The sequence below is a fragment of the Duganella vulcania genome (assembly GCF_009857655.1).
In the GTDB taxonomy this organism is placed as follows: domain Bacteria; phylum Pseudomonadota; class Gammaproteobacteria; order Burkholderiales; family Burkholderiaceae_D; genus Rugamonas; species Rugamonas vulcania.
In genome coordinates this window covers 51,449-76,271 of sequence record NZ_WWCX01000018.1, presented here as the reverse complement: position 1 = coordinate 76,271, position 24,823 = coordinate 51,449, and the positions used below count along the sequence as shown (strand labels likewise).

Annotated in this window: 21 protein-coding genes; 14 read left to right on the top strand and 7 right to left on the bottom strand. The window is 65.5% G+C overall.

The genetic code is table 11. The features are described 5' to 3' along the window. The first annotated feature begins 4 nt into the window (after nt 1–4). The 5 genes from GTP90_RS13420 (at nt 5) to GTP90_RS13400 (ending at nt 7,133) form a co-directional block, all read left to right on the top strand. Nucleotides 5–2,728, top strand: coding sequence for a nitrate reductase (locus GTP90_RS13420; protein WP_161084015.1), 2,724 nt, complete (start codon nt 5–7; stop codon nt 2,726–2,728). A gap of 51 nt (nt 2,729–2,779) precedes the next feature. Further along, nucleotides 2,780–4,150, top strand: coding sequence for a glutamine synthetase family protein (locus GTP90_RS13415; RefSeq protein WP_161084014.1), 1,371 nt, complete (start codon nt 2,780–2,782; stop codon nt 4,148–4,150). A gap of 93 nt (nt 4,151–4,243) precedes the next feature. Next, complete coding sequence (locus tag GTP90_RS13410; protein ID WP_161084013.1) at nt 4,244–5,365, top strand: ABC transporter ATP-binding protein; 1,122 nt, start codon at nt 4,244–4,246, stop codon at nt 5,363–5,365. A 14-nt stretch (nt 5,366–5,379) separates the two neighbouring features. Continuing rightward, nucleotides 5,380–6,291 (top strand): ABC transporter permease subunit, encoded by a 912-nt coding sequence (locus GTP90_RS13405; RefSeq protein WP_161084012.1) that lies wholly within the window; start codon nt 5,380–5,382, stop codon nt 6,289–6,291. Further along, nucleotides 6,288–7,133 carry an ABC transporter permease gene (locus tag GTP90_RS13400; RefSeq protein WP_161084011.1) on the top strand — a complete coding sequence of 282 codons (846 nt, stop codon included), beginning with the start codon at nt 6,288–6,290 and terminating at the stop codon, nt 7,131–7,133. Before GTP90_RS13405 ends, GTP90_RS13400 begins: the two co-directional genes overlap by 4 nt. Here the strand turns inward: GTP90_RS13400 and GTP90_RS13395 are convergent. Continuing rightward, complete coding sequence (locus GTP90_RS13395; RefSeq protein WP_161084010.1) at nt 7,130–8,275, bottom strand: MFS transporter; 1,146 nt, start codon at nt 8,273–8,275, stop codon at nt 7,130–7,132. The genes GTP90_RS13400 and GTP90_RS13395 overlap by 4 nt on opposite strands. After that, complete coding sequence (gene pdxR / locus GTP90_RS13390; protein ID WP_371875052.1) at nt 8,272–9,771, bottom strand: MocR-like pyridoxine biosynthesis transcription factor PdxR; 1,500 nt, start codon at nt 9,769–9,771, stop codon at nt 8,272–8,274. The genes GTP90_RS13395 and pdxR overlap by 4 nt, the downstream gene beginning before the upstream one ends. A gap of 87 nt (nt 9,772–9,858) precedes the next feature. Here pdxR and GTP90_RS13385 point away from each other — a divergent pair, with 87 nt between their 5' ends. The 9 genes from GTP90_RS13385 to GTP90_RS13345 all read left to right on the top strand — a co-directional run bounded on the left by GTP90_RS13385 (nt 9,859) and on the right by GTP90_RS13345 (nt 20,488). Continuing rightward, entirely contained in the window at nt 9,859–10,611 is a 753-nt protein-coding gene (locus GTP90_RS13385; RefSeq protein WP_161084009.1) for a gamma-glutamyl-gamma-aminobutyrate hydrolase family protein, read from the top strand. 14 nt (nt 10,612–10,625) lie between these two features. After that, complete coding sequence (locus GTP90_RS13380) at nt 10,626–11,996, top strand: glutamine synthetase family protein (protein ID WP_161084008.1); 1,371 nt, start codon at nt 10,626–10,628, stop codon at nt 11,994–11,996. Between the two features lie 22 nt (nt 11,997–12,018). Next, complete coding sequence (locus GTP90_RS13375) at nt 12,019–13,470, top strand: aspartate aminotransferase family protein (RefSeq protein WP_161084007.1); 1,452 nt, start codon at nt 12,019–12,021, stop codon at nt 13,468–13,470. Nucleotides 13,471–13,488: 18 nt separating this feature from the next. Beyond that, the gene (locus GTP90_RS13370; protein WP_161084006.1) at nt 13,489–14,976 is read left to right on the top strand and encodes an aldehyde dehydrogenase; all 1,488 of its coding nucleotides are present in this window, start codon (nt 13,489–13,491) and stop codon (nt 14,974–14,976) included. A gap of 5 nt (nt 14,977–14,981) precedes the next feature. Beyond that, nucleotides 14,982–16,337: a type III glutamate--ammonia ligase gene (gene glnT / locus GTP90_RS13365; protein ID WP_254451846.1), complete on the top strand. Its 1,356-nt coding sequence runs from the start codon at nt 14,982–14,984 to the stop codon at nt 16,335–16,337. Nucleotides 16,338–16,345: 8 nt separating this feature from the next. Next, nucleotides 16,346–17,683, top strand: coding sequence for a glutamine synthetase family protein (locus tag GTP90_RS13360; protein ID WP_161084004.1), 1,338 nt, complete (start codon nt 16,346–16,348; stop codon nt 17,681–17,683). Between the two features lie 2 nt (nt 17,684–17,685). Then, nucleotides 17,686–19,047, top strand: a complete 1,362-nt coding sequence (locus tag GTP90_RS13355) for an aspartate aminotransferase family protein (RefSeq protein ID WP_161084003.1) — start codon at nt 17,686–17,688, stop codon at nt 19,045–19,047. 81 nt (nt 19,048–19,128) lie between these two features. Then, entirely contained in the window at nt 19,129–20,196 is a 1,068-nt protein-coding gene (locus GTP90_RS13350; RefSeq protein WP_161084002.1) for a helix-turn-helix domain-containing protein, read from the top strand. Continuing rightward, nucleotides 20,177–20,488, top strand: coding sequence for a PIN domain-containing protein (locus tag GTP90_RS13345; protein ID WP_161084001.1), 312 nt, complete (start codon nt 20,177–20,179; stop codon nt 20,486–20,488). Before GTP90_RS13350 ends, GTP90_RS13345 begins: the two co-directional genes overlap by 20 nt. Here the strand turns inward: GTP90_RS13345 and panB are convergent. The 5 genes from panB to hda form a co-directional block, all read right to left on the bottom strand. Further along, the gene (gene panB / locus GTP90_RS13340) at nt 20,485–21,336 is read right to left on the bottom strand and encodes a 3-methyl-2-oxobutanoate hydroxymethyltransferase (RefSeq protein ID WP_161084000.1); all 852 of its coding nucleotides are present in this window, start codon (nt 21,334–21,336) and stop codon (nt 20,485–20,487) included. The two genes, GTP90_RS13345 and panB, sit on opposite strands and share 4 nt — an antisense overlap. A gap of 95 nt (nt 21,337–21,431) precedes the next feature. Further along, entirely contained in the window at nt 21,432–21,983 is a 552-nt protein-coding gene (folK, locus tag GTP90_RS13335) for a 2-amino-4-hydroxy-6-hydroxymethyldihydropteridine diphosphokinase (protein ID WP_175048080.1), read from the bottom strand. 16 nt (nt 21,984–21,999) lie between these two features. Then, complete coding sequence (gene pcnB / locus GTP90_RS13330) at nt 22,000–23,418, bottom strand: polynucleotide adenylyltransferase PcnB (RefSeq protein WP_161083999.1); 1,419 nt, start codon at nt 23,416–23,418, stop codon at nt 22,000–22,002. Next, a complete protein-coding gene (locus GTP90_RS13325; protein ID WP_161083998.1) occupies nt 23,411–24,082 on the bottom strand; it encodes a histidinol-phosphatase in 672 nt (223 codons plus the stop codon). Before GTP90_RS13325 ends, pcnB begins: the two co-directional genes overlap by 8 nt. 11 nt (nt 24,083–24,093) lie before the next feature. Further along, complete coding sequence (hda, locus tag GTP90_RS13320; RefSeq protein ID WP_161083997.1) at nt 24,094–24,780, bottom strand: DnaA regulatory inactivator Hda; 687 nt, start codon at nt 24,778–24,780, stop codon at nt 24,094–24,096. Between the last annotated feature and the right edge of the window lie 43 nt (nt 24,781–24,823).

Genomic DNA, 24,823 nt, shown 5'->3' with positions numbered 1-24,823 from the left:
CATCTTGAACCTGTCCACTGACCATCTTGCGGTACGCACCACCTGCGCTTATTGCGGCGTCGGTTGCGGCGTGCAGGCCACGCCCATGGCCGACGGCACGTTCGCCATCGCCGGCGACAAGCTGCATCCCGCGAACAAGGGACGCCTGTGCGTCAAGGGTTCCGCGCTGGGGGAGACGACCGGCCTCGAAGGCCGCCTGCTGTATCCGCAGGTGCGCGACGCGGACGGCCTGCGCCGCGTGTCGTGGGACGCCGCGCTGGACAAGGTGGCCGGCGCCTGGCGCTCCATCATCGCCGAGCATGGTCCGGACGCGGTGGCGCTGTACGTCTCCGGCCAGCTGCTGACCGAGGACTACTACGTCGCCAATAAGCTGATGAAGGGCTACATCGGCAGCGCCAACATCGACACCAACTCGCGCCTGTGCATGTCGTCGGCGGTGGCCGGCTACAAGCGCGCCTTCGGCGAGGACCTGGTGCCGCTCTGCTACGACGACCTGGAACTGGCGGACATGGTGGTGCTGGTCGGTTCCAACACCGCGTGGTGCCATCCGATCCTGTTCCAGCGCCTGCTCAAGGCCAAGGAGAGCAGGCCGGAGATGAAGATCGTCGTCATTGATCCGCGCCGCACGGCCACCTGCGAGCTGGCCGACCTGCACCTGCCGGTCAAGGCGGGCACCGATGTCTGGCTGTTCAACGGCTTGCTGAGCTACCTGGCACGCATCGGCGCGGTCGATCCTGAGTTCATCGGCCATCACACCAACGGCCTGGATGCGGCGCTGGACACGGCCAACATCGATTGCAGCGATCCCGCCGCCGTGGCGAAAATCTGCCGCATCGAGCTGCCGGTGCTGATGGAGTTCTACGAATCCTTCGCCAACACGGGCAAGACCATCACCGCCTTCTCGATGGGCGTGAACCAGTCGTCGGCCGGCACCGACAAGGTCAACGCCATCATCAACTGCCACCTGATTGGCGGCCGTATCGGCAAGCCGGGCATGGGCCCGTTCTCGATCACCGGCCAGCCTAACGCCATGGGCGGGCGCGAAGTGGGTGGCCTGGCCAACATGCTGGCCGCGCACATGGACCTGGACCGCGCCGACCACCGCGAGGTGGTGCAGACCTTCTGGCGCTCACCCGCCATCGCCGCCAGGCCTGGCCTGAAGGCGGTCGACCTGTTCCGCGCGATTGAAGAGGGCAAGGTCAAGGCGGTATGGGTGATCGCCACCAATCCGATGGTCAGCCTGCCGGACGCGGACCAGGTGCGGCGCGCGCTTGAGAAGTGCGAGCTGGTGGTGGCCACCGACATCATGCAGAACACCGACACCAACGCCTACGCCGACGTGCTGCTGCCGGCGCTGGGCTGGGGCGAGAAGGACGGCACCGTCACCAATTCCGAGCGCCGCGTGTCGCGCCAGCGCGCCTTCCTGCCCGCGCCGGGCGAGGCGCTGCCCGACTGGAAGATCCTGTCGCTGTTCGCGCAGCGCATGGGCTTTGGCGGTTTCGATTTCAGCGGCGCCCAGAGCGTGTTCGACGAGCATGCGCGTCTGAGCGGTTTCCGCAACGCCGTCGGCGACGTGCCGCGCGCGTTCGACATGTCCGGCCTGGCGGGCCTCGATCAGCGCCAGTACGACGATCTGGAACCGACCCAGTGGCCGGTGCGCCGCATCGCGTCGGGCGAGTTGCAGGTTGAAGCCCGCCTGTTCAAGGACAAGGTCTTCGCCCACGCCGACGGCAAGGCGCGCTTCATCGCCACCGCCACGCGCGCGCCGGCCAACGCCATCTGCGAGGACTTCCCGCTATCGCTCAACACCGGCCGCGTGCGCGACCAGTGGCACACCATGACCCGCACCGGCAAGTCCGCCACGCTGGCAGACCACATCGCCGAATCCTTCGTCGACATCCACCCGCAGGACGCGTTGCTGCACGGCGTGCGCGAGGGCGAGCTGGCGCGCGTGAGCTCCCAGTGGGGCGCGATGGTGGCGCGCGTGCAGCACGGCGGCGGCATCCCGCGCGGCAGCGTGTTCATTCCCATCCACTGGTCGGGCCAGACCTCGTCCGATGCGCGCGTGGGTGCGCTGGTCAATCCGGTGGTCGATCCGGTCTCCGGGGAGCCGGAATTCAAGCACACACCGGTGCGCATCGAGCAGTTCCGCGTGAACTGGCATGGCTTCATCCTGAGCCGCACCGAGATGAACCTCGACAGCGTGGCCCACTGGACGCGCATCCAGGGCCGCGAATTCGCCCGCTACGAGCTGGCCGGCCGCAATACCATCAAGGATTTCGGCGCCTGGGCGCGCGAGCTGCTGGGCGTGGCCGACCTGGACGCCGACTGGCTCGAATACGAGGACCGCACCGCCGGCGTGTACCGCGCCGTGCACGTGGTGAACGACCGCATCGACCAGTGCATCTTCCTGTCGCCGCGCCAGGACATGCCGTCGCGCGCCTGGCTGGCCAGCCTGTTCGTCAAGGTGGAGCTGAGCGAGATAGACCGCGTCGGCCTGCTGGTCGGCATGCCGGTCGAGAAGGGCGCCGACACCGGCCCCACCGTGTGCTCCTGCTTCGGCGTTGGCCGCAACACCATCTGCAGCGCCATCGTCGAAAAGGACCTGAAGACGGTGCCCGAAGTCACGGCCTGCCTGAAGGCCGGCGGCAATTGCGGCTCCTGTGTACCTGAAATCAAAAAGATTCTTGTGCAAACCCGCGTGGAGGCAGAGGAAGAAAGGTTGTAAACATGGTAAATTAGACTATCGATCGCTTGATCATGACCACAGAGAGCGAACATGTCTATCCGTGAAAACTTCTCCGATGCCGATATGGACCAGTGGCTCAACGAGAACCGAGTCACTGAAATCGAATGCCTGGTGCCCGACCTGACGGGTGTGGCGCGCGGGAAGATCCTGCCGCGCGCCAAATTCACCCAGGAGCGCGGCATGCGCATCCCCGAGGCGGTGCTGGGCATGACCGTCACCGGCAACTACCCGATCGAGAACGCGGCCTATGACCGCGCCATCTCCTCCACCGACCGCGACATGATCCTGCGCGCGGATCCCGGCAGCATCACCAAGGTCCCCTGGGCCATCGACCCCACCGCGCAGGTGATCCACGACTGCTACTTCGCCGACGGCACGCTGGTCGATTTCGCCCCGCGCTCGGTGCTGCGGCGCGTGCTCAAGCTGTATGCGGACCGTGGGTGGAAGCCGGTGGTTGGCCCGGAGCTGGAGTTCTACCTGACCGAGAAGAACATCGACCCCGACCTGCCGCTGAAGGCGCCGGTGGGCCGCAGCGGCCGCGCAGAAACCAGCCGCCAGGTCTACAGCATCGACGCCGTCAATGAATTCGATCCGCTGTTCGAGGACATCTACGACTACTGCGCGCTGATGAACCTCGACGTCGACACGCTGATCCACGAGACCGGCGCCGGCCAGATGGGCCTCAATTTCCAGCACGGCGATGCACTGGCCCTGGCCGACAACGTCTTCTACTTCAAGCGCACCTTGCGCGAGGCGGCGCTCAAGCACGACATGTACGCCACCTTCATGGCCAAGCCGATGGCGGGCGAGCCGGGATCGGCGATGCATGTGCACCAGAGCGTGAGCGACGCCGCCACCGGCCGCAATATCTTCAGCGCGGCGGACGGCTCGCCGTCGGCCCACTTCCGCCACTACATCGGCGGCCTGCAGCGCTACACGCCGGCGGTGATGGCGATCATGGCGCCGTATGTGAACTCCTACCGCCGCATCGTGCGCCACACGGCCGCGCCGATCAACATCCAGTGGGGCATCGACAACCGCACCGTGGGCTTCCGCATTCCCATCTCCGGCGTCGAGCAGCGGCGGGTGGAGAACCGCATCATCGGCGCGGACGCCAATCCCTACCTGGCGATGGCGGTCACGCTGGCCTGCGGCTACCTGGGCATGGTGGACCAGCTGGAGCCGACGCCGATGACCACCGCCAGCGCCTACGACCATGTGTTCGAGCTGCCGCAAGGGCTGCCGCAGGCGCTGGAGCTGATGCGGCGCGAGGACCGGCTGCGCGATGTGCTGGGCGAGCGCTTCATCGACGTCTACACGGCGATCAAGGAGCTGGAGCACCAGGAGTTCATGACCGTCATCAGCCCGTGGGAGCGGGAACACCTGCTGTTGCATGTGTGATTTCGTCATTTATAATCACGGGTTCGACTAAGCGCGCGGCCTGCGGTCGGCCCGTATTCAGTATATTATTAATATCATTTATATTTTAATAACATGACCCAAGAGCGAGAACCCTTTCTGCTGATCCGCAACCTGGTGAAGGAATTCGACGGCGTCCGCGCCGTCAACGATGTGTCGGTGGCGATCAACAAGGGCGAGATCTTCGCGCTGCTGGGGAGTTCCGGCTGCGGCAAGTCCACGCTGCTGCGCATGCTGGCCGGTTTCGAAACGCCGACCCAGGGCCAGATCACGCTGGGCGGCAAGGACATCGTCGGCGTGCCGCCGTACGAGCGCCCGATCAATATGATGTTCCAGTCGTACGCGCTGTTCCCGCACTTGTCTGTTTGGGACAACATCGCCTTCGGCCTGCGCCGCGACGGCCTGCCGAAGGACGAAATCGCCGCGCGCGTTGAGCAGATGCTGGCGCTGGTGCAGCTCACCGCCTACGGCAAGCGCAAGCCGCACCAGCTGTCCGGCGGCCAGCAGCAGCGCGTGGCGCTGGCGCGCAGCCTGGCCAAGCGTCCGCAATTGCTGCTGCTGGACGAGCCGCTGGGCGCATTGGACAAGAAGCTGCGCGAACGCACGCAGATGGAACTGGTCGGCATCATCGAGGAAGTGGGCGTGACCTGCGTGATGGTCACGCACGACCAGGACGAGGCCATGAGCATGGCGACCCGCATCGCCGTGATGAGCGAAGGCCGCATCCTGCAGGTGGGCGCGCCGGGCGAAATCTACGAGACACCGAACTGCCGCTTCGTGGCGGACTTCATCGGCAGCGTCAACATGTTCGAGGGCAGCGTGACGGTCGATGAGCCGGACCACGTCATCATCGAAACGCCGGAATGCCGCCACTACGTCACCCACGGCATCACCGGCACGGTGGGCATGCCGGTGTCGGTCGCGGTGCGGCCCGAGAAGATCGCCGTGCAGGCCGAGGCGCCGACCGCGGCGCAGCGCGCCAAGGCCAGCGAGGACGGCTACAACTGCGTGCAGGGCGTGATCACCGCCATGGCCTACTTCGGCAACGAGACGCTGTACCACCTGCGCCTCGACAGCGGCGCGACGCTCAAGGTCTCGCGCACCAACGCCGCCCGCCATGACGAATCGGCGCTCAAGCGCGACCAGCGCGTCCACGCCTGGTGGGACGGCGCCGACGTCGTCGTGCTGACCAGCTAAGGCGGAGCGCAGCCATGAAAACTCTCAAGTACCTGCTGGGCGGGCGCTGGCTCTCCGGCCGCAACCTGGTGATCGCCGTGCCTTTCCTGTGGCTGACGATGGCCTTCCTGGTGCCGTTCCTGATCGTGATGCGCATCAGCTTCACCGAGGCCGACACCGGGGGCAATCCCTTCGGCACGTTGATGACGATGGCCGACGGCGTCATCACGCTCAAGGTCAAGATCGCCAACTACCTGTTCATCGCGCAGGACGACCTGTACGCGATCACCTACCTGAACTCCCTCAAGTTCGCCGCCATCACGGCCTCGCTGTGCCTCCTGATCGGCTACCCCTTTGCCTACTTCATGGCGCGCGCCAAACCGACCGTGCGCCCGGTGCTGCTGATGCTGGTGATGATGCCGTTCTGGACCTCCTTCCTGCTGCGCATCTACGCGTGGAAGGGCATCCTGGCCAACAACGGCATCCTGAACCACTTCCTGATCAGCATAGGCGCGATCAGCGAGCCGCTGCACCTGATGAACACCCAGTTCTCGCTCATCATCGGCATGGTCTACGCGTACCTGCCGTTCATGATCCTGCCGCTGTACGCCAACCTGGTGAAGATGGACCTGCGCTTCCTGGAGGCCGCGGCCGACCTGGGCGCGACGCCGATGCAAGCGTTCTGGCGCATCACCGTGCCGCTGTCGAAGTCCGGCATCATCGCCGGCACCATGCTGGTGTTCATTCCTGCGGTGGGCGAGTACGTGATCCCGGAGCTGCTGGGCGGCCCGGAAACGCTGATGATCGGCCGCCAGCTGTGGGACGAGTTCTTCACCAATAACGACTGGCCGCTGGCGTCTGCGGTGACGGTGGTGGTGATCCTGCTGATCCTGGTGCCGATGGCGATCTTCAATAAATACAAGGCAGAGCAGGAGGCCCGTCCATGAAGGGACATTCCAATTTCGTGCAGCGCTGGTTCGGGCGCGGCTGGCTGTCGCTGGGTTACCTGTTCCTCTACCTGCCCATCGTGGTGCTGGTGGTGTTCTCGTTTAACAGCTCGCGCCAGGACATGGTGTGGAGCGGCTTCTCGACGCAGTGGTACGCGGCGCTGATGAACGACTCGGAGATCATCGGCGGCTTCGGGCTGTCGCTGCGCATCGCGTTGCTCACGGCTTGCAGCTCGGTGATACTGGGGACGTTCGCGGCGTTTGTGCTGAACCGCTACCAGCGCTTCGCCGGCCGCACGCTGTTCTCGGGCATGGTCAGCGCGCCGCTGGTGATGCCGGAGGTGATCATCGGCCTGTCGCTGCTTCTGATGCTGGTGTCGGTGCAGAAGGCCTTCGGCTTCCCGGAGCGCGGCCTGGTGACGATCTGGCTGGGCCACACGCTGCTGGGCATGGCCTACGCGGCGGTGGTGGTACAGTCGCGCCTCCAGGAGATGAACAAGTCGCTGGAGGAAGCGGCGATGGATCTGGGCTGCCGTCCGTTCCAGGTGTTTTTCCTGGTGACGCTGCCGAACATAACGCAGGCGCTGGGCTCCGCGTGGCTGCTGACGTTCACGCTGTCGCTGGATGACGTGGTGCTGTCGGCCTTCCTGTCCGGCCCCGGCTCGTCGACGATGCCGATCGTGATCTTCTCGCGCGCCCGCCTGGGCCTGGATCCGCGCGTGAACGCGGTGGCCGCGTTGACCATTCTTGTGGTGTCGATCGGCGTGATTGGATCGAGCCTCTACATGGCGCGCAACGAGCGCCTGCGCCAGAAGCAGGTCGCCGCCGCGGCCAAGGGTTAATCCACGTAGCCCTGTTTGTACTCCCACCAGGCGCAGGCGACGAAGATCGCCGCGCCGCACCACAGCACCGCCGGTAGCGCATTGATGCCGGCGGTCTGCATCAACAGGCCAGTCAACAGCGGCCCGCCGCTGCTGGTGATTCCCCAGCTGGCATTGACCACCGCGCTGGCCGCGACCAGCGACTGACCCTGGAAGCGCGCGCCGCACGCCACCAGCGACAGCATGTAGATCGCCCCCGCCGCCGCGCCCAGCATCAGCAGCAATATCCACCACAGCCACGGCGTGCCAGCGGCGAAAGGCAGCAGCGGCAGCAGCACGCACACCGCGATGCCGCAGCCGGTGTGCACGCGGCGCCGTCCCACGTGGTCCGCCAGCCAGCCGAAGGCGAATTGCAGCGCGGTGTCGCCGACCAGCACCACCGTGGCCGACAGCAGCGCCAGTTCCGTGACGATGCCCTGCCGGATCGCGTACAGCGGCAGCAGGCTCAGTGCCAGCGTGTCGAACAGCGCGAAGAAGGCCGCGCCGACGGCGATCATCGGCATGCGCGGCAGCACCGCGCGCCAGGAGACGTGCGGCTCGTCCTCCTCGGCCTGGCCATCGTTGGAGATCAGCGCCATGCCGGGTAGCGCAAGCAGGAACAACGCTCCGCAGGCGACGAACGGCCACGCGACCTTGCCTTCCAGCCCCGCCACCAGCGCGGGGCCGATCAGCTGGAACAGCGTGAACGCGGTGGTGTACATCGCCACCACGCGGCCGCGCGAGTTGACCGGCGCAAGGTGGTTGACCCACGCCTCGCCGATGGTGAACAGCACGCCCATGCAAGCGCCGAACACGAAGCGCAACACGCCCCACAGCAGCACATTGTCCGTCGCCTCCATCAAGGCGGTGGACAGCGCGCCGATGGCGATGGCGCCGATCATGCAACCGCGCGGCCCATGGCGCGCCACCCAGCGTGAGACGAAGGGCGTCGCCGCGAGGATGCCGAAGGCGCTGGCGGCGGTGACGATGCCGATGATGTCGGTGCCGATGCCGCGCTGGTCCAGCCGCAGGGCCGTCAGCGGGATGGTGGCCCCCAGCCCCAGCCCGACCACGCCTATGCTGCTCACCAGCGCGCAGAAGTCCTTCCATGGCATGTGCTTCATGCTTGGACTCCCGCCGTGATCAGGTCCGCCAGGATGCGGCCGTAGTGTGCGATCTTCTCCGGCGTGCAGTAGGCATAGCCGACCAGCAGGCCGCGCCGCGCCGGCTGCGCGAGGTAGTAGGTGGACAGCGCCTTGACGCGGATCTCCGCCGCCGCGGCAGCCGCTTCCAGCGCCACGTCGTCGGCGTCCTCGGGCAGCTGCACCACCAGGTGCAGGCCCGATTCCTCGCTGGAGATGGTCACCCGGCCGCCCAGGCGTGGCGCGAGCTGCTGCACCAGCGTGCGGCGCAGCAGCTCGCGGCGCGCACCGTAGGTTTGGCGTATCTTGCGGATGTGGGTGGTGAAGTGGCCCAGTGCGATGAAGTCCGCCAGCACCGCCTGCACCGTCAGTTGGCCGGGCCGCTGGAGATCGTACAGCGTGGTCTTGAAGCCATCGACCAGCGCCGGCGGCACCACCAGGTAGCCGATCTTGATGCCGGGGTAGAGCACCTTGGAGAAGGTGCCCATGTAAAGCACGCGGTCGTCGGTGTCCAGCCCTTGCAGCGCCGCCAGCGGGCGGCCGGTGTAGCGGAATTCGCTGTCGTAGTCGTCCTCCAGTATCCACGCGTCCTTGCGCACGGCCACGTCGAGCAGCTCGCGCCGGCGCGCCAGGCTCATGACGGAACCGGTCGGATACTGGTGCGACGGCGTGGCGTAGATCAGGCGCGGCCTGGTCGCCAGGTCGGTCTCCGTCAGCACCATGCCGTCGTTGTCCACCGCGACCGGATGCAGTTTCAGCTCGCGCGACTGGAACACGCGGCGTGCGCCCCAGTAGCCGGGATCTTCGACCCAGGCGGTGTCGCCGGCGTCGGCCAGCAGCATCGCGCACAGGTCCAATGAATGCTGCGTGCCGGCTGTGATCATCACCTGGTCCACCGTCACCTTCACGGAGCGCGACAGGCGCAGATACTCGGTGATGGCCTGGCGCAGCGGCAGGTGCCCGCCGGACTGGCCGTAGTCCAGCAGGTCGGCGCGACCCTCGCGCCAGATGCGGTTCTGCAGCCGCTGCCACAGCTTGAACGGAAAGGACGAGAAGTCGTCCTCGCCCGGCGCGAAAGGCTGAATCTCGAAGCGCGGACCGGCGCCAAAGGCGGTCAGCTCGCGCCCGCGCCGGGACAGCCGCGCCGCGCGGCCCTGCGGCGAGCCGCGTGGCGCCGGTCCCGTGCCGCGCATGCTGGCGCGCTGCGCCTGCAAGTCCGCCACGTAGGTGCCGCTACCCAGCTGGCTGGTGACATAGCCCTCCGCCGCCAACTGCTCGAACGCCGCGATCACCGTGTTGCGCGAGATGCCCAGGTCGCGCGCCAGGTCGCGGCTGGACGGCAGCTTGCTGCCCGCGCCCAGTTGCTGGCGGTGGATCGCACCCTTGGCCGCCTCGTACAGGCGCCGCTGCTGCGGCAGGCGCGGATGGAAGCCGGAATGCGACAAAGTCTGGGCCAGCAGATCGGAAGTGGGGGACAGGGGATGCGGCGTGATACTCAAAGTGGTTCCATTAAATTTAAACAAGTGGCACTGACAATGATACCAAAATAGGCATATGATAAAGCTATGCATAGCCCAATTGTCATCGTTCCCGCCTGTGTGAACCAGATCGGCGCCCATGCCAATCACACGGCCCAGTTCAAATATGTCGCCGCCGTGGCCGACGGGGCGGGCTGCACGCCGCTCATCATGCCGGCCCTGGGCGCGTCCACCGATTTCGAAACGCTGCTGGCGCTGGCCGACGGCGTCATGCTGACCGGCTCCCCATCCAACGTGCACGCCGGCCTGTATGGACAGGAAGTGCTGGAGCCCTCGCTGCCGCAGGATACGGCGCGCGACGCCACCACGCTGCCTTTCATCCGGGCGGCGCTCAAGCGCGGCATACCGCTGCTGGCGATATGCCGCGGCTTCCAGGAAGTGAACGTGGCGCTGGGCGGCACGCTGCACCAGGCGGTGCACAACGTGGCCGGCATGGCCGACCACCGCGAGCGCAAGGACCTGCCACTGGAGCAGCAATACGCCGCTTCGCACCGCGTGCTGCTGGAGCCCGGCGGCCAGCTAATGCGCATCCTGGGCGGCGCTTCCGAAATCATGGTCAATTCGCTGCACGGCCAGGGCATCGCCCGACTGGCGCCATCGCTGGCGGTGGAAGCCCGCGCCGACGACGGCCTGGTGGAAGCCTACCGCGTGGCGGACGCCAGGAGTTTTGCGCTGGCGGTACAGTGGCATCCAGAGTGGCGCCTGGCGGAGAATCCAGATTCCGTCAGATTGTTCAAGGCTTTCGGCGAGGCCTGCCGCACATATAAAAACCAACGCTAAAAAGAGAGAGAACCATGGCAATCCGCGAGAATTTTACTTATACCGACATGGACCTGTGGCTCAACGAGAAGCACGTCACCGAAATCGAATGCCTGGTTCCCGACTTGACCGGCGTGGCGCGCGGGAAGATCCTCCCGCGCGGCAAATTCACCCAGGAGCGCGGCATGCGCATCCCCGAGGCGGTGCTGGGCATGACCGTGACCGGCAACTACCCGGTGGAAGACGCAGGCTACGACCGCGCCATCTCCACCACCGACCGCGACATGATCCTGAAGGCCGATCCGACCACCATCACCATGGTGCCGTGGGCCACCGACCCGACCGCGCAGGTCATCCACGACTGCTACTTCTCCGACGGCCGCCTGGTCGACTTCGCGCCGCGCTCCGTGCTGCGCCGCGTGCTGAAGCTGTATGCCGACAAAGGCTGGAAGCCTGTCGTGGCGCCGGAACTGGAGTTCTACCTGACCGCGAAGAACAGCGATCCAGACCTGCCATTGAAACCGCCCATCGGCCGCAGCGGCCGCGCGGAAACCAGCCGCCAGGTCTACAGCATCGACGCCGTGAATGAATTCGATCCGCTGTTCGAAGACATCTACGACTACTGCGACATGATGAACCTCGACGTCGATACGCTGATTCACGAAATCGGCGCCGGCCAAATGGAGATCAACTTCCTGCACGGCGATCCGCTCGGCCTGGCCGACAAGGTGTTCTTCTTCAAGCGCACCTTGCGCGAGGCGGCGCTCAAGCACGACATGTACGCCACCTTCATGGCCAAGCCGATGGCCGGCGAGCCGGGATCCGCGATGCACGTGCACCAGAGCGTGGTCGATCTCAAGACCGGCAAGAACATCTTCAGCTCCGACGACGGTTCGGCCGCGCCGATCTTCAAGCACTACATCGGCGGCCTGCAACGCTACATGCCGTCGGCGATGGCGATCGTCGCGCCGTATGTGAATTCATACCGCCGCATCGTGCGCCACACGGCCGCGCCGATCAACATCCAGTGGGGCATGGACAACCGCACCGTCGGTTTCCGCGTGCCGGAATCGGGTGTGCAGGACCGCCGCGTGGAGAACCGCATCATCGGCGCGGACGCCAATCCCTACCTGGCGCTGGCGGTCACGCTGGCCTGCGGCTATCTCGGCATGACCGAGCAGCTGGAGCCGACCCCGATGACCGTCGGCAGCGCCTATGACCTGATGGTCGAGCTGCCGCAAGGCTTGCCGGAAGCGTTGCAACTGCTGCGCGGCGAGGACAAGTTGCGCAGCGTGCTGGGCGACCGCTTCATCGACGTCTACGCCGCCATCAAGGATCTGGAGCACCAGGAATTCATGACCGTCATCAGCCCGTGGGAGCGCGAGCACCTGCTGCTGCACGTCTGACCTTTTTGAGATAGGAACCATCATGTCGAACAACCCATTGGCGCCCAGCGCCGCATTGGTCGCGTCGGTGAAGGCCGCCGCGCGTCCGGAAGTGTATGACACCGCCGCCATCCAGAAGCTGGACACGGCCCACTACATGCACCCCTTCACCGACCACAAGGCGCTCGGCGAAAAGGGCGCGCGCGTGATGGTGCGCGGCGAGGGCATCTACCTGTGGGATTCGCAGGGAAAGAAGGTATTGGATGGCATGTCCGGCCTGTGGTGCGTCAACGTCGGCTACGGCCGCACCAGCATTTCCGAGGCGGTCTACAAGCAGATGGAGACGCTGCCGTTCTATAACAGCTTCTTCAACACCACCAATATCCCGGCGGTGGAGCTGGCGGCCAAGCTGGTGAAGATATCGCCGCCGCAGTTCAACCACGTCTACTTCACCGGCTCCGGCTCGGAAGCCAACGACACCAACCTGCGCATGGTGCGCCGCTATTGGGACGTGTTGGGCTACAAGGAGCGCCACACCATCATCAGCCGCCACAACGCCTACCACGGCAGCACGGTGGCGGGTGCGTCGCTGGGCGGCATGGACGGCATGCACGCGCAGGGGGGCTTGCCGATACCGGGCATCGTGCATATCGGCCAGCCGAACTACCTGGAATCCGGGCGCGGCATGACGGAGGACGAATTCGGCATCGAGGCCGCATCGTGGCTGGAGAAGAAAATCCTGGAGGTCGGCCCGGACAAGGTCGCGGCCTTCATCGGCGAGCCGATACAGGGCGCGGGCGGCGTGGTGATTCCGCCGGCCACCTATTGGCCTGAGATCCAGCGCATCTGCGACAAGTACGGCATCCTGCTGATCGCCGATGAGGTGATCTGCGGCTTTGGACGGCTGGGCACGTGGTTCGCGTCGGAGCTGTTCGGCATCAAGCCGGACCTGATCACTTTCGCCAAGGGCGTCACCTCCGGCTATGTGCCGCTGGGCGGCGTGCTGGTTGGCGACCGCGTGGCCAATGTGCTGATCGAGAAGGGCGGCGAGTTCAATCACGGCTTCACGTACTCCGGCCACCCGGTTGCTTGCGCGGCGGCGCTGGAGAACATCCGCATCATCGAGGAAGAGAAGCTGGTCGAACGCGTCGGCAACGAGACCGGGCCTTACCTGAAAAAGCGCTTTGCCGAGCTGGCGGACCATCCGCTGGTTGGCTATGCTGACAGCTGTGGCTTTGTCGCGGGCCTGAACCTGGTGCGCGTCAAAGGCGCGACCGTGCACGAGAACGTGCCGTTCGACGAAGAGCTGGCGGTGGGTATGATCTGCCGTGGCTACATGTTCAACAATGGCATGATCATGCGCGCCGTCGGCGACCGCATGATCATCGCGCCGCCTCTGGTGATGACCTGCGCGCAGATCGATGAGATGGTGGCGCTGATCCGCCACTGCCTCGACCTGACCTACGCGGACCTCCAGCAGCGCGGCTGGGTGTAAATCAAGGAGGAGACGAATATGACTACAACATCCTGGCACGAGCGGGCGGGCAGCCTGCAAATCGACGGCCGCGCCTTCATCGGCGGTGAGCGCGTCTGGTCCAAGTCCGAACAGCAGTTCGAGAACCTGTCGCCGATCGACGGCCGCAAGCTGGGCATGGTGGCCCGTTGCGATGGCGCCGATGTCGACCTGGCGGTGACCGCCGCGCGCGCCGCCTTCGAGGACCGCCGCTGGGCCGGAAAATCGCCGGCGCAGCGCAAGCGCACGCTGATCAAGTTCGCGGACCTGGTGCAGAAATACGGCCCCGAACTGGCGCTGCTTGAAACACTGGACATGGGCAAGCCGATCAAATACAGCCAGAGCGTGGACGTGGGCGCGACCGCAAACTGCCTGCGCTGGTACGGCGAGGCGATCGACAAGATCTACGACGAGATCGCGCCGACGGCGGCCAACAGCCTGGCCCTGATCACGCGCGAGCCGGTCGGCGTGGTGGCGGCCATCGTGCCGTGGAACTACCCGATGATCATGGCCGCGTGGAAGATCGCGCCGGCGCTGGCGGCCGGGAACAGCGTGGTGCTCAAGCCGTCCGAGAAATCGCCGCTGACGGCGCTGCGGCTGGCGGAGATCGCGCTGGAGGCGGGCATTCCGCCGGGCGTGTTCAATGTGCTGCCGGGTTACGGCCACGAGGCCGGCGCCGCGCTGGGCCTGCACATGGACGTGGACTGCATCGGCTTCACCGGCTCCACCCGCGTCGGCAAGCAGATTTTGCAGATGGCCGGACAGTCCAATCTGAAGCGGGCTTGGACTGAGTTGGGCGGCAAGTCGGCCAACATCGTCTGTGCCGATTGCCCGGACCTGGACAAGGCGGTGCAGGCGGCCATCGGCTCCATCTACTTCAACCAGGGCGAGAGCTGCAACGCGCCATCACGGCTGTTTGTGGAGGCGTCGATCAAGGACCGCTTCCTTGAAAAGGCGATGGCGATGATGCCGGACTTCCAGCCCGGCGATCCGCTCGACGAGAACACCGTCATGGGCGCCATCGTCGATGCCACGCAATTGAAGACGGTGATGGGTTACATCGAAGCCGGCAAGTCGGGCGGCGCCAAGCTGCTGTCCGGCGGACGCCAGGCGCGCACCGATACCGGCGGCTACTACGTCGAGCCGACGCTGTTCGACCAGGTGGACAGCGGCATGACCATCGCGCGCGAGGAGATATTCGGGCCAGTGCTGTCGGTGCTGAGCTTTACCGACGTGAAGGACGCCGTCAAGCAGGCCAACGCCACGCCCTACGGCCTGCAGGCCGCCGTATGGACGGCCGATATCAGCAAGGCGATCCAGACCTCGCGTGCGCTGCGCGCCGGCACCGTGCACGTGAACCAATACGATGGCGACGACATCACCGTGCCGTTCGGCGGCTACAAGCAGTCAGGCAATGGCCGCGACAAGTCGCTGCACGCATTCGATAAATACACCGAGCTGAAAACCACATGGATACAAATCGGCTAGACAGCATGACCGCCCGCTCGACGGAACAATTGCAGCGCGAGCTTGCGGCGAAGGGCGTGAACTTCGTGTTCGCGCAGTTCACGGACATCCACGGCGCAGCGAAAGGCAAGCTGATACCGCTGGCGCACCTGGACGATATCGTATCCCCGGGTGCGGGTTTTTCGGGGCCGTCGATCTGGGGCACGGGTTTGCCGCGCACCGGACCGCGCTCCGAATATTACGGACGCGCCGACCTGTCCACCTTGAAGATCATGCCCTGGCTGCCCGGCTACGCGCGCGTGGCGCTGGACGGCCATGTGGCCGGCGAGCCGTTCGACGCCTGTCCGCGCCAGGTATTGCGCAAGCAGGTGGACCGACTGGCGCAGCGCGGCTGGACCCTGAACGCTGGGCTGGAGCCGGAATTCTTCCTGCTACAAAAAGGCGCCAACGGCTACGACGCCGAAGCCGCCGACACGCTGGAAAAACCATCCTACGACACCAAGAGCCTGCTGCGCCGGCGCGGCTTCATCGAGAAGCTGACGGCGTCGCTGGACCAGTGCGGCCTAGGCGTGTTCCAGATCGACCATGAGGATGCGACCGGCCAGTTCGAAGTCAATTACAGGTATGCCGACGCGCTCAGGGCGGCGGACAATTTCATGCTCTTCAAGATGGCGGCGCAGCACATCGCCGAGGAAGAGGGCATGCTGTTCTCGATGATGCCCAAGCCGTTCGCCGAGCGGCCCGGCAGCGGGCTGCATTTCCATTTGTCGCTGGCGAATGTCGCCGGCAAGCCCCTGTTCGCGCTGGGCGAAGAGAAGGAGCAGGGCGGACACGATCTCGGCCTGTCCTCGCTGGCCTACCACTTCCTGGCCGGCCTGCTGCGGCATGCGCCCGCGCTGGCGGCGTTGTGCGCGCCGACGGTCAATTCGTATAAACGATTAATGTGCGGGCAGTCGCTATCCGGCACCAGCTGGGCGCCGGCCTTTATCGGCTATGGCGACAACAACCGCACCACGGTTGCGCGCGTGGTCTACCAGCGCATCGAATGGCGCTTGCCCGACAGTTCGGCCAATCCCTACCTGGCACTGGCCGGCGTGATCGCAGCGGGGCTGGATGGCATCGATCACGCGCTGGAGGCTGGAGCGCCGGTCAACCAGGACGTGTATGAAATGTCCGATGCTGCGCGCGCGGAGTTGGGCCTGAAACTGCTGCCGCAGAACCTGGGCGAAGCCGCCGCCGCGCTGCAGGCCGACACCGTGCTGGCCGCCGCGCTGGGTACGAACATTGTCAAGGAATTCGCGGCACTGAAAAGCGCCGAATGGATCGAATACAGCCAACATGTCAGCGCGTGGGAGACCAGGCGCTATCTCGACCGCTTCTAGGAGCAACGATGACCCAGGCCATGAAAGACTTCCTGCGCGAGCGCAGCATCCACGAGGTGGAGTGCGTCATCGCCGACATGACCGGCATCGCGCGCGGGAAGATACTGCCCAAGGATCTCTTCCTCAGCGAGGGCGAGATGCGCTTGCCCAAGAGCGTGCTGCTCAACACCGTCAACGGCGAGCAGCCCAACAATATGCCCTACGTCGGCGCCACCGATCCGGACATGATCTGTGTGCCGGACCTGAATACGCTGCGGCAGGTGCCATGGGCAGCCGAGAATGTCGCGCTGGTGATTCACGACTGCCAGAACTTCGACGGCTCGCCGGTTGGCCTGTCGCCGCGCGCGGTGTTGCGCAAGGTGCTCAAGCTGTATGCGGAGCGCGGGTGGCAGCCGGTGGTGGCGCCGGAGATGGAGTTTTACCTGGTCGCGCGCAGCAGCAATCCGCACGAGCCGCTCACGCCTCCGCTTGGCCGCAGCGGCAAGACGGAGTCCGGCCGCCAGTCGTATTCGATCGACGCCGTCAACGATTTCGATCCCTTTTTCCTTGAGCTGTCCACCTTCTGCAAGCAGCATGAACTGGGCGTGGAAACGCTGATCCACGAAGCCGGCGCCGGCCAGATGGAAATCAACTTCACGCACGGCGAGGCGCTGGAGCTGGCCGACCGCGTCTTCCTGTTCAAGCGCGCGGTGCGCGAGACGGCGCTGCGGCACGGGATCTTCGCCACCTTCATGGCCAAGCCGATGGAGACGGAGCCGGGCAGCGCGATGCACATCCACCAAAGCGTGCTCGATGCGGCGACCGGCCAGAATATCTTCAGCCGCGCCGATGGCACGGCCAGCGATTTGTTCTTCAACTATATCGCAGGGTTGGAGCAGTACGCGGCGGCGGCCACGCTGCTGTTTGCGCCGCACGTGAATTCGTACCGCCGCCTGTCGCGCTTCATGTCGGCGCCGACCAACGTCCATTGGGGCTACGACAACCGCACCTGCGGCATCCGCATTCCGAACTCCACGCCGGTCAACCGGCGCGTGGAGAACCGCGTGCCGGGCGTGGATGTCAATCCCTACCTGGCGATGGCTGCCACGCTGGCCTGCGGCTATCTCGGCATGACGCAAGGGCTGACACCATCGCCGCCAACCGCCGACAGCGCGGAGCACGTACACGACCAGCTGCCGCGCAACCTGGAGGACGCCATCCTGCGCTTGCGCGAATGCAAGCCGCTTAGTGAAATCCTGGGTGAGTTGTTCGTGCAGGCGTTCTGCGAAGTGAAGGAGCTGGAATTCGCCACCTACAGCCGCGTGATCAGCTCCTGGGAGCGCGAGCACCTGATGCTGCTGGTGTAATCATGGCCGGCACCCGCGACGGATTGAACTGGCCACGCGCGCAAGCGCTGGCCGCCGCCGAACGCGCCAGCTACATCGCGCGCAATCCCGAGTCGGCGCGGCTGGCGGGGCAGGCCGCTCAGCATCTGCTGTTTGGCGTGCCGATGCACTGGATGAACGACTGGTCCACGCCGTTCGCGTTGACGGTGAGCGAAGCCTCGGGTGCGCGCTTCCGCGACGCCGACGGCCACGAATACATCGACTTCTGCCTGGGCGACACCGGCGCCATGTTCGGCCACGCGCCGCAGCCGGTGGCGCAGGCGATAGCGCGACAGGCCGCGCGCGGCTACACCGCCATGCTGCCGTCGGAGGATGCGGCACCGGTGGCGGTGGAGCTGGCGCGGCGTTTCGGCCTGCCGTACTGGCAGTTCGCGCTGTCCGCATCGGACGCCAACCGATTCGTGCTGCGCTGGCTGCGCGCCGCCACGGGCCGCAGCAAGGTACTGGTGTTCAACGGCTGCTACCACGGCACGGTGGACGACGTGTTCGTCGATCTGGTCGGCGGCGTGCCGACGCAGCGCGACAGCCTGCTAGGACAAGTGCGCAAGCTCACGGATCATACGGTGGTGGTGGAGTTCAACGACCTGCCGGCGCTGGAGGCGGCGCTGAAGCAGGGCGACATCGCCTGCGTGCTGGCCGAGCCGGTGATGACCAACATCGGCATGGTGCTGCCGCAGCCGGGCTACTGGGAGACCGCGCAGCAGCTCATCAAGCGCCACGGCAGCTTGCTGGTGATCGACGAGACGCACACCATCAGCAGCGGCCCCGGAGGCTACGCGCAAGCGCACGGCATGCGGCCGGACGCGCTGGTGGTCGGCAAGCCGATTGGCGGTGGCATTCCTTGCGCTGTGTATGGATTTACAGAGGAGTTGGCGCGGCGGGTGGAGCAGGCCAAGCGCAGCGCGCCGCCGGGCCACTCCGGCGTCGGCACCACGCTAAGCGCCAACATGTTCGCCATGGCCGCGATGCGGGCCAATCTGGAACAGGTGATGACGGAAGATGCCTACCGGCACATGTTCGCGCTGGCGGCCCAACTGGCGGAAGGCCTGCGCGCCGTGATCGCACGCCACAAGCTGCCATGGTGCGTCACCCAGATCGGCGCCCGCACCGAATTCCAGTTCACCCCCACCGCGCCGCAAAACGGCACGCAGGCGCAGGCGATACTGGACGGCGAGCTTGAACAGATCATCCACCTCTACCTGCTCAACCGCGGCCTGCTGATCACACCGTTCCACAATATGCTGCTGGTGTGCCCGGCCACCAGAGAGAGCGACATCAAGCAACTGCTAGCGGCGTTTGACGCCTGCCTGTCTAAATTCGTTTGACGCAGATTAAGCGGTGGTTTACAAAATGGTATATTATAAATGAAAATGTAAACCGCAATCGTACGGTTCTGGAGGTAGATCATGATTGGGCAACGGCTGTTCCGGGCGCGTAAGGCGGCCGGCTTATCGCTGCGTGAGCTGGCGGCCAAGGTCGATCTGTCTCATGCCGCAATCAAGAAGTACGAAGACGAGTTGGCCGTGCCAACTTCCGCCACGCTCCTTAAACTCGCTCAGGTGCTGCAGGTTCGGACTGAATATTTCTTTCGGCCAGAGACGGTCGCATTGGAGACTGTCGAGTACCGCAAGCGCAGTTCCTTGCCCAAGAAGCGTCTGGAAGCCATCGAGCATGAGGTCATCGATCATATCGAGCGGCGCATCGAGTTGGAAGCATTGTTCCCCACGCCTCCGTTGAAGGAGTTCTCTCCTGTGGCCGGGTTGCCGAAGAAGATATCTGATCTATCGCAGATCGAAGACGCAGCCGAGCAAGTACGCAATGCGTGGGCACTGGGCTATGCGCCGATTCCTGAGTTGATTGATGCGCTGGAGACGCATGGCATCAGAGTGTTCATGATCGATGCGAATGCGGACCCTAAATTTGATGGCCTTGCGGCTGCCGTCCACAAGATGCCCGTGATCGTGGTTGGCCGTAACTGGTCGGGGGACCGGCAGCGGTTCACGTTGGCGCACGAGCTGGGGCACTTGATGCTGGCGGGGCGTCTGGCCGGGAACATTGACGAGGAAGTGGCATGCAATCGGTTTGCAGGTGCTTTCCTGGTGCCGCGCCAGTCCGCGTTGCAGGAGTTGGGCGCGCGCCGCAGCTTCATCGAGCTTAAGGAGCTGGCTTTGCTGAAGGAGGAGTTTGGCCTCAGCATGGGCGGCCTGCTGTATCGCGCCCGCGATCTTGGCATCGTTAGTCCGGCATGGCGTGATGAGCAGGCACGCCAGTTCCGTCTGAAGGGCTGGCATCTGACGGAGCCTGGCGCACCATATCCGGTAGAGCAGCCCCACGTCTTCGAGCAGTTGATATTCCACGCGCTGGCGGAGGACTACATCGGTGAATCCAAGGCGGCGGAATTGATGCGTATGCCGATTGGCGCCTTTCGCAAAATGCGGTCGCTAGAAAGCGGCAATGCTGCTCCTTATCAGTGACACCGTGCGGCGCTACCCGCGACCCGGGCGCAACGATCTCCTTGAGCTGGCGTTGGCGGCTGCGGAAGCATGCCCGCTGCTGACTGGGGACAAGGATTTGCGCGCAGCCGCCGAAGCGGAGGGCGTGGAAGTGTGCGGAACGCTCTGGCTGGTGACGGAGATGGTTCGTGCAGGGAAAATCTCAACGATGGTGGCGCGGGCCGCATATCAGCGCATGCGCGATAGCGGCCGCAGGCTGCCTTGGGATCAGGCCGAGCTGCTTCTGGCCGGCCTGGATCCCCCAAGACCTTAGAAGCAGTGCTCCAGCGCCGGGAAGCTGCCGTCCTTGACGGCGGTGACGTAGGCGGTGACGGCGGCGTCGATGCTGGTCTGGCCTTCCATGAAGTTCTTCACGAAGCGCGCCTTCCGGCCTGGGAATACGCCCAGCAGGTCGTGCATCACCAGCACCTGGCCCGAACAATCCGGACCCGCGCCGATGCCGATTGTCGGAATCGCCAGCAGGTCGGTCACTTCCTTGCCCAGCTGCGTGGGGATCGCTTCAAGCACCAGCAGCGCCGCGCCGGCAGCCTGCATCTTCAACGCGTCGGCCTTCAGCAGGTCGGCGCTTTCGGTGGTCTTGCCTTGCACCTTGTAGCCGCCCAGCTGATGCACCGACTGCGGCGTCAGGCCGAGGTGGGCGCAGACCGGCACCGCGCGGTCGGTCAGGAAGCGCACGGTGTCGGCCAGCCAGGCGCCGCCTTCCAGCTTGACCATGTGCGCGCCGGCCTGCATCAGCTGCACGGCGTTGGCGTACGCGGTTTCCGGCGTGCCGTAGGCGCCGAACGGCAGGTCGGCCACGATCATCGCCGACTTGCTGCCGCGCGCCACGGCGGCCGTGTGGTAGGCCACTTCGGCCACCGTCACCGGCAGCGTAGATTGGTGGCCGTTGCAGACCATGCCCAGCGAATCGCCGATCAGCAGGATTTCGACGCCGCAGCGGTCCATCAGCGAGGCGAAGCTGGCGTCGTAGCAGGTCAGCATGGTGATCTTTTCACCGGCCGCGCGCAGGTTCGCCAGCGCGGGTATGGTGACTGCCTTGTTGGCGGCCGCTTTGGCCGGTGCAGGTGCGGTGGTGGCGGCAGGCTTTTGGCTCGCAGCCATTTCGTTTCCTTGCAAATAACCAGACATGGGAAATCCTTTAAAGATGTGATGACACGGCGATAGTGTAGTCCCGAATGCTATCGCGTGCAGGGGAGTCAAATAATGGGGCTGATGCCCTGGCCTGCGACCAAGGCGGCGTACTGCTGCGCCGCGCCCTTGCCGGGGATGTGGATGGCCGGCGCCAGTTCCAGCAGCGGCACCAGCACGAAGGCGCGTTCGGTCATGCGCGGATGCGGCACGGTCAGCGTGGCGCTGGCGATCTGCTGGTCGCCGTACAGCAGCAGGTCCAGGTCCAGCGTGCGCGGGGCGTTGCGGTAGGGCCGTTCGCGGCCGTGCGCCTGCTCGATGCCATGCAGCGCCTGCAGCAGCGCTTCGGCGTCCAGCGTGGTGGCGATGCGGGCCACGGCGTTGATGTAGTCGTCGCCGCTGGAGTCGATCGGCGCGGTGCGGTACAGGCCCGACGCCGCCATCAGCGTGCAGCCGGGCAGGCGTCGCAGGCGCTCCAGCGCGTCGGCCACGTTGCCGCGCGCGTCGCCCAGGTTGGCGCCGATGCCGATGTAGGCGATGGTAAAGGCGAACGGCGCGCCGTCATCCGGCTGCGTGGTGAGCGCGGCCGAGGGGCTGCCGCCGGTGCTGATATCGTTCATGTTGCGATGGCGCTGCTTAGTCGCCGCCGCCCTGGCCGCCGTCGCCGGAACCGCCGGCATGGCCGCCAGCGCTGCCGCCTGCGTTGCCACTTTCAGCGCCACCCTTGTTGCGGCCACCACGGCGCGGTGCGCGTTTGCGCTTGGCGCCGCCGGCGCCCGCTGGCTGGTTGGCCGATGCGATCAGGTCTTCGCGGGTGGCTTCGTCGCCTTCATAGAACGCGGTCCACCATTCGCCCAACTCGGCGTCGATCTCGCCCGAGGCGCAGCGCAGCAGCAGGAAGTCGTAGCCGGCGCGGAAGCGCAGGTGCTCCAGCAGCTTGTGCGGCGACTTGCCGGTGCGGCGCTCGAAGCGCGGCTGCATCGACCAGATGTCGCGCATGTCTGAGCCGATCTTGCGCTGCAAGGCCAGCTTCTCGGTCTGCGAATCGAGCACGTCGTCTGCCGCCAGGTGCAGCGCGGGGATGGTCTGCTCGCCGGCCGCGCGGTAGGCGGTCCACTTCTCCAACACCTGGTGCCACAGCAGCGACGCAAACAGGAAGCCCGGCGACACCGTCTTGCCGGCGTGGATGCGGGCGTCGGTCGAATCCAGCGCCAGCGTCACGAACTTGGCGCCCAGCGGCTGTTCCAGCACCACGTCCAGCAGCGGCAGCAGGCCGTGGTGCAGGCCTTCCTTGCGCAGCTGCTGCAGGCAGGCCAGCGCCTGGCCGCTCATCAGCAGCTTGAGCATCTCGTCGAACACACGCGCCGCAGGCACGTTGTCGATCAGAGACGCCATCACCGGAATCGGCGCACCGGTATTCGGCTCGATGGTGAATTTGAGCTTGGCCGCGAAGCGCACCACGCGCAGCATGCGCACCGGGTCTTCGCGGTAGCGCGCTTCCGGCTGGCCGATGATGCGCAGCGTCTTGGCGCGGATGTCCTCGATGCCGCCGTGGTAGTCCAGCACCTGCTGGTTGGCCGGGTTGTAGTACATGGCGTTGATGGTGAAGTCGCGCCGCACCGCGTCCTCCGCCTGCGAGCCGAAGGTGTTGTCGCGCAGGACGCGGCCATGTTCGTCCTTGGGCGCGTTGTCCAGCGTGGTGCCGCGGAAGGTGGTCACCTCCAGCAGGTCCTGGCCGAACATCACGTGCACGATCTGGAAGCGCTTGCCGATGATGAAGGCGCGGCGGAACAGGCGCTTGACCTGCTCCGGCGTGGCGTTGGTGGCGATGTCGAAGTCTTTCGGCTTCACGCCCAGCAGCAGGTCGCGCACGGCGCCGCCGACCACGAAGGCTTCGTAGCCGGCTTCCTGCAGGGTGCTGGTGACGCGCACCGCGTTCGACGACAGCAGGCGCGGATCGATGCCGTGGGCTTCGGGGCCCAGCACCACCGGCGTGCTGGTGTCGCGTGCCTTGCTCTTGGTGCCGAGGATTTTGCGGATCAGTTTCTTAATCATTGAATAGGTCAATTAATGGCCAGCCTTGGGCTGTGGCGTGCGTTTTCAGTGCGGCGTTGGGGTTGGTCGCCACCGGGTGGCTGACGATGGACATCAGCGGCAGGTCGTTGTGCGAATCGCTGTAGAAGTGGACGGTGCCGAAGTCTTCCAGCTTCTTGTCCATCTTCGCCAGCCAGGCCTTGGTGTGCGTGACCTTGCCCGCGCCCTGGGTCGGGGTGCCGAGCAGCTTGCCGGTCAGCTTGCCGTCGGCGTCGGTCTCCGGCATGGCCGCGATCAGGTGCTCCACGCCCAGCGCCTTGGCGATCGGCGCGGTGACGAAGTGGTTGGTGGCGGTGACGATGGCCACCAGGTCGCCGGCGTCGATGTGCTTTTGCAGCAGCGCGCGCGCCGACGGGCGGATCGCCGGCAGCACCACTTCGGCCATGTACTGCTCCTGCATGGCCTTCAGGCGCTCCTGCGGGAACGAGGCCAGGGTGCCGAGCGAGAACTCCAGGTATTCCACCGGGTCCAGCGTGCCGGCCTGGTACTGGGCGAAGAATTCATCGTTGCGGCGGGCGAATTCGGCGGCGTCCACGGCGCCGATGCGCACTAAAAACTGCCCCCACTCGTAGTCGGAGTCGATCGGCAGCAGCGTGTGGTCGAGGTCAAACAAGGCTAAGTTCATGCAGGATTTCGTCATTCTTTAGCTTCCGCCTGCAACCACTCGCGCAGCAGCGGCAGGGTGATCGGGCGTTGGGTTTCCAGGGAATATTGGTCCAGCGAGTCCAGCATCGTCGACAGCGACCGCATGTCGCGCTGAAAATGGGACAGCAAGTAGGGTATCACGCCGGGCGACAGCGTCAAGCCGCGGGCGGTGGCGGCGGCCGTCAGCGCGGCCACCTTTTCGTCGTCGGTCAGGCCATGGATCTGGTAGATCAGGCCCCAGCCCATGCGGGTGCGCAGGTCTTCGCGCACCGGCAGCACGGCCGGCGCCACCGCGCCGCTGCACACCATGAAGGCGTGGTTGGCGCGGATTTCGTTGAACAGCGCGAAGGCGTCGATCTGCGCCAGCGGCGACAGCTTCTCGCAGTCGTCCAGCAGGTACAGGTCCACTTCCGGCGAGTAGACGAATTCGGACTCGATGGAAAACGGCGAGATGTAGCGTGCGCGCAGCTGATCGGCCTCGCTGCCGGCGCTGGCCAGGGCCTTGAGCAGGTGGGTCTTGCCGACCCCGCCCGCGCCCCACAGGTAGGCAAAGTGCTCGCGCGACGTGCGGTCGGCGAACTGCGCCATCAGCGCTGCCGCCTCGGCATTCTGTCCCACCTCGAACGATGCGAGGCTGTGCGCCTGGTCCGCGCCTAAATCGAGCACCAGCTGTTTCATGGCGTTCGCCTGTTTATGATCTTTTGCATAACGTTTTTCTGTT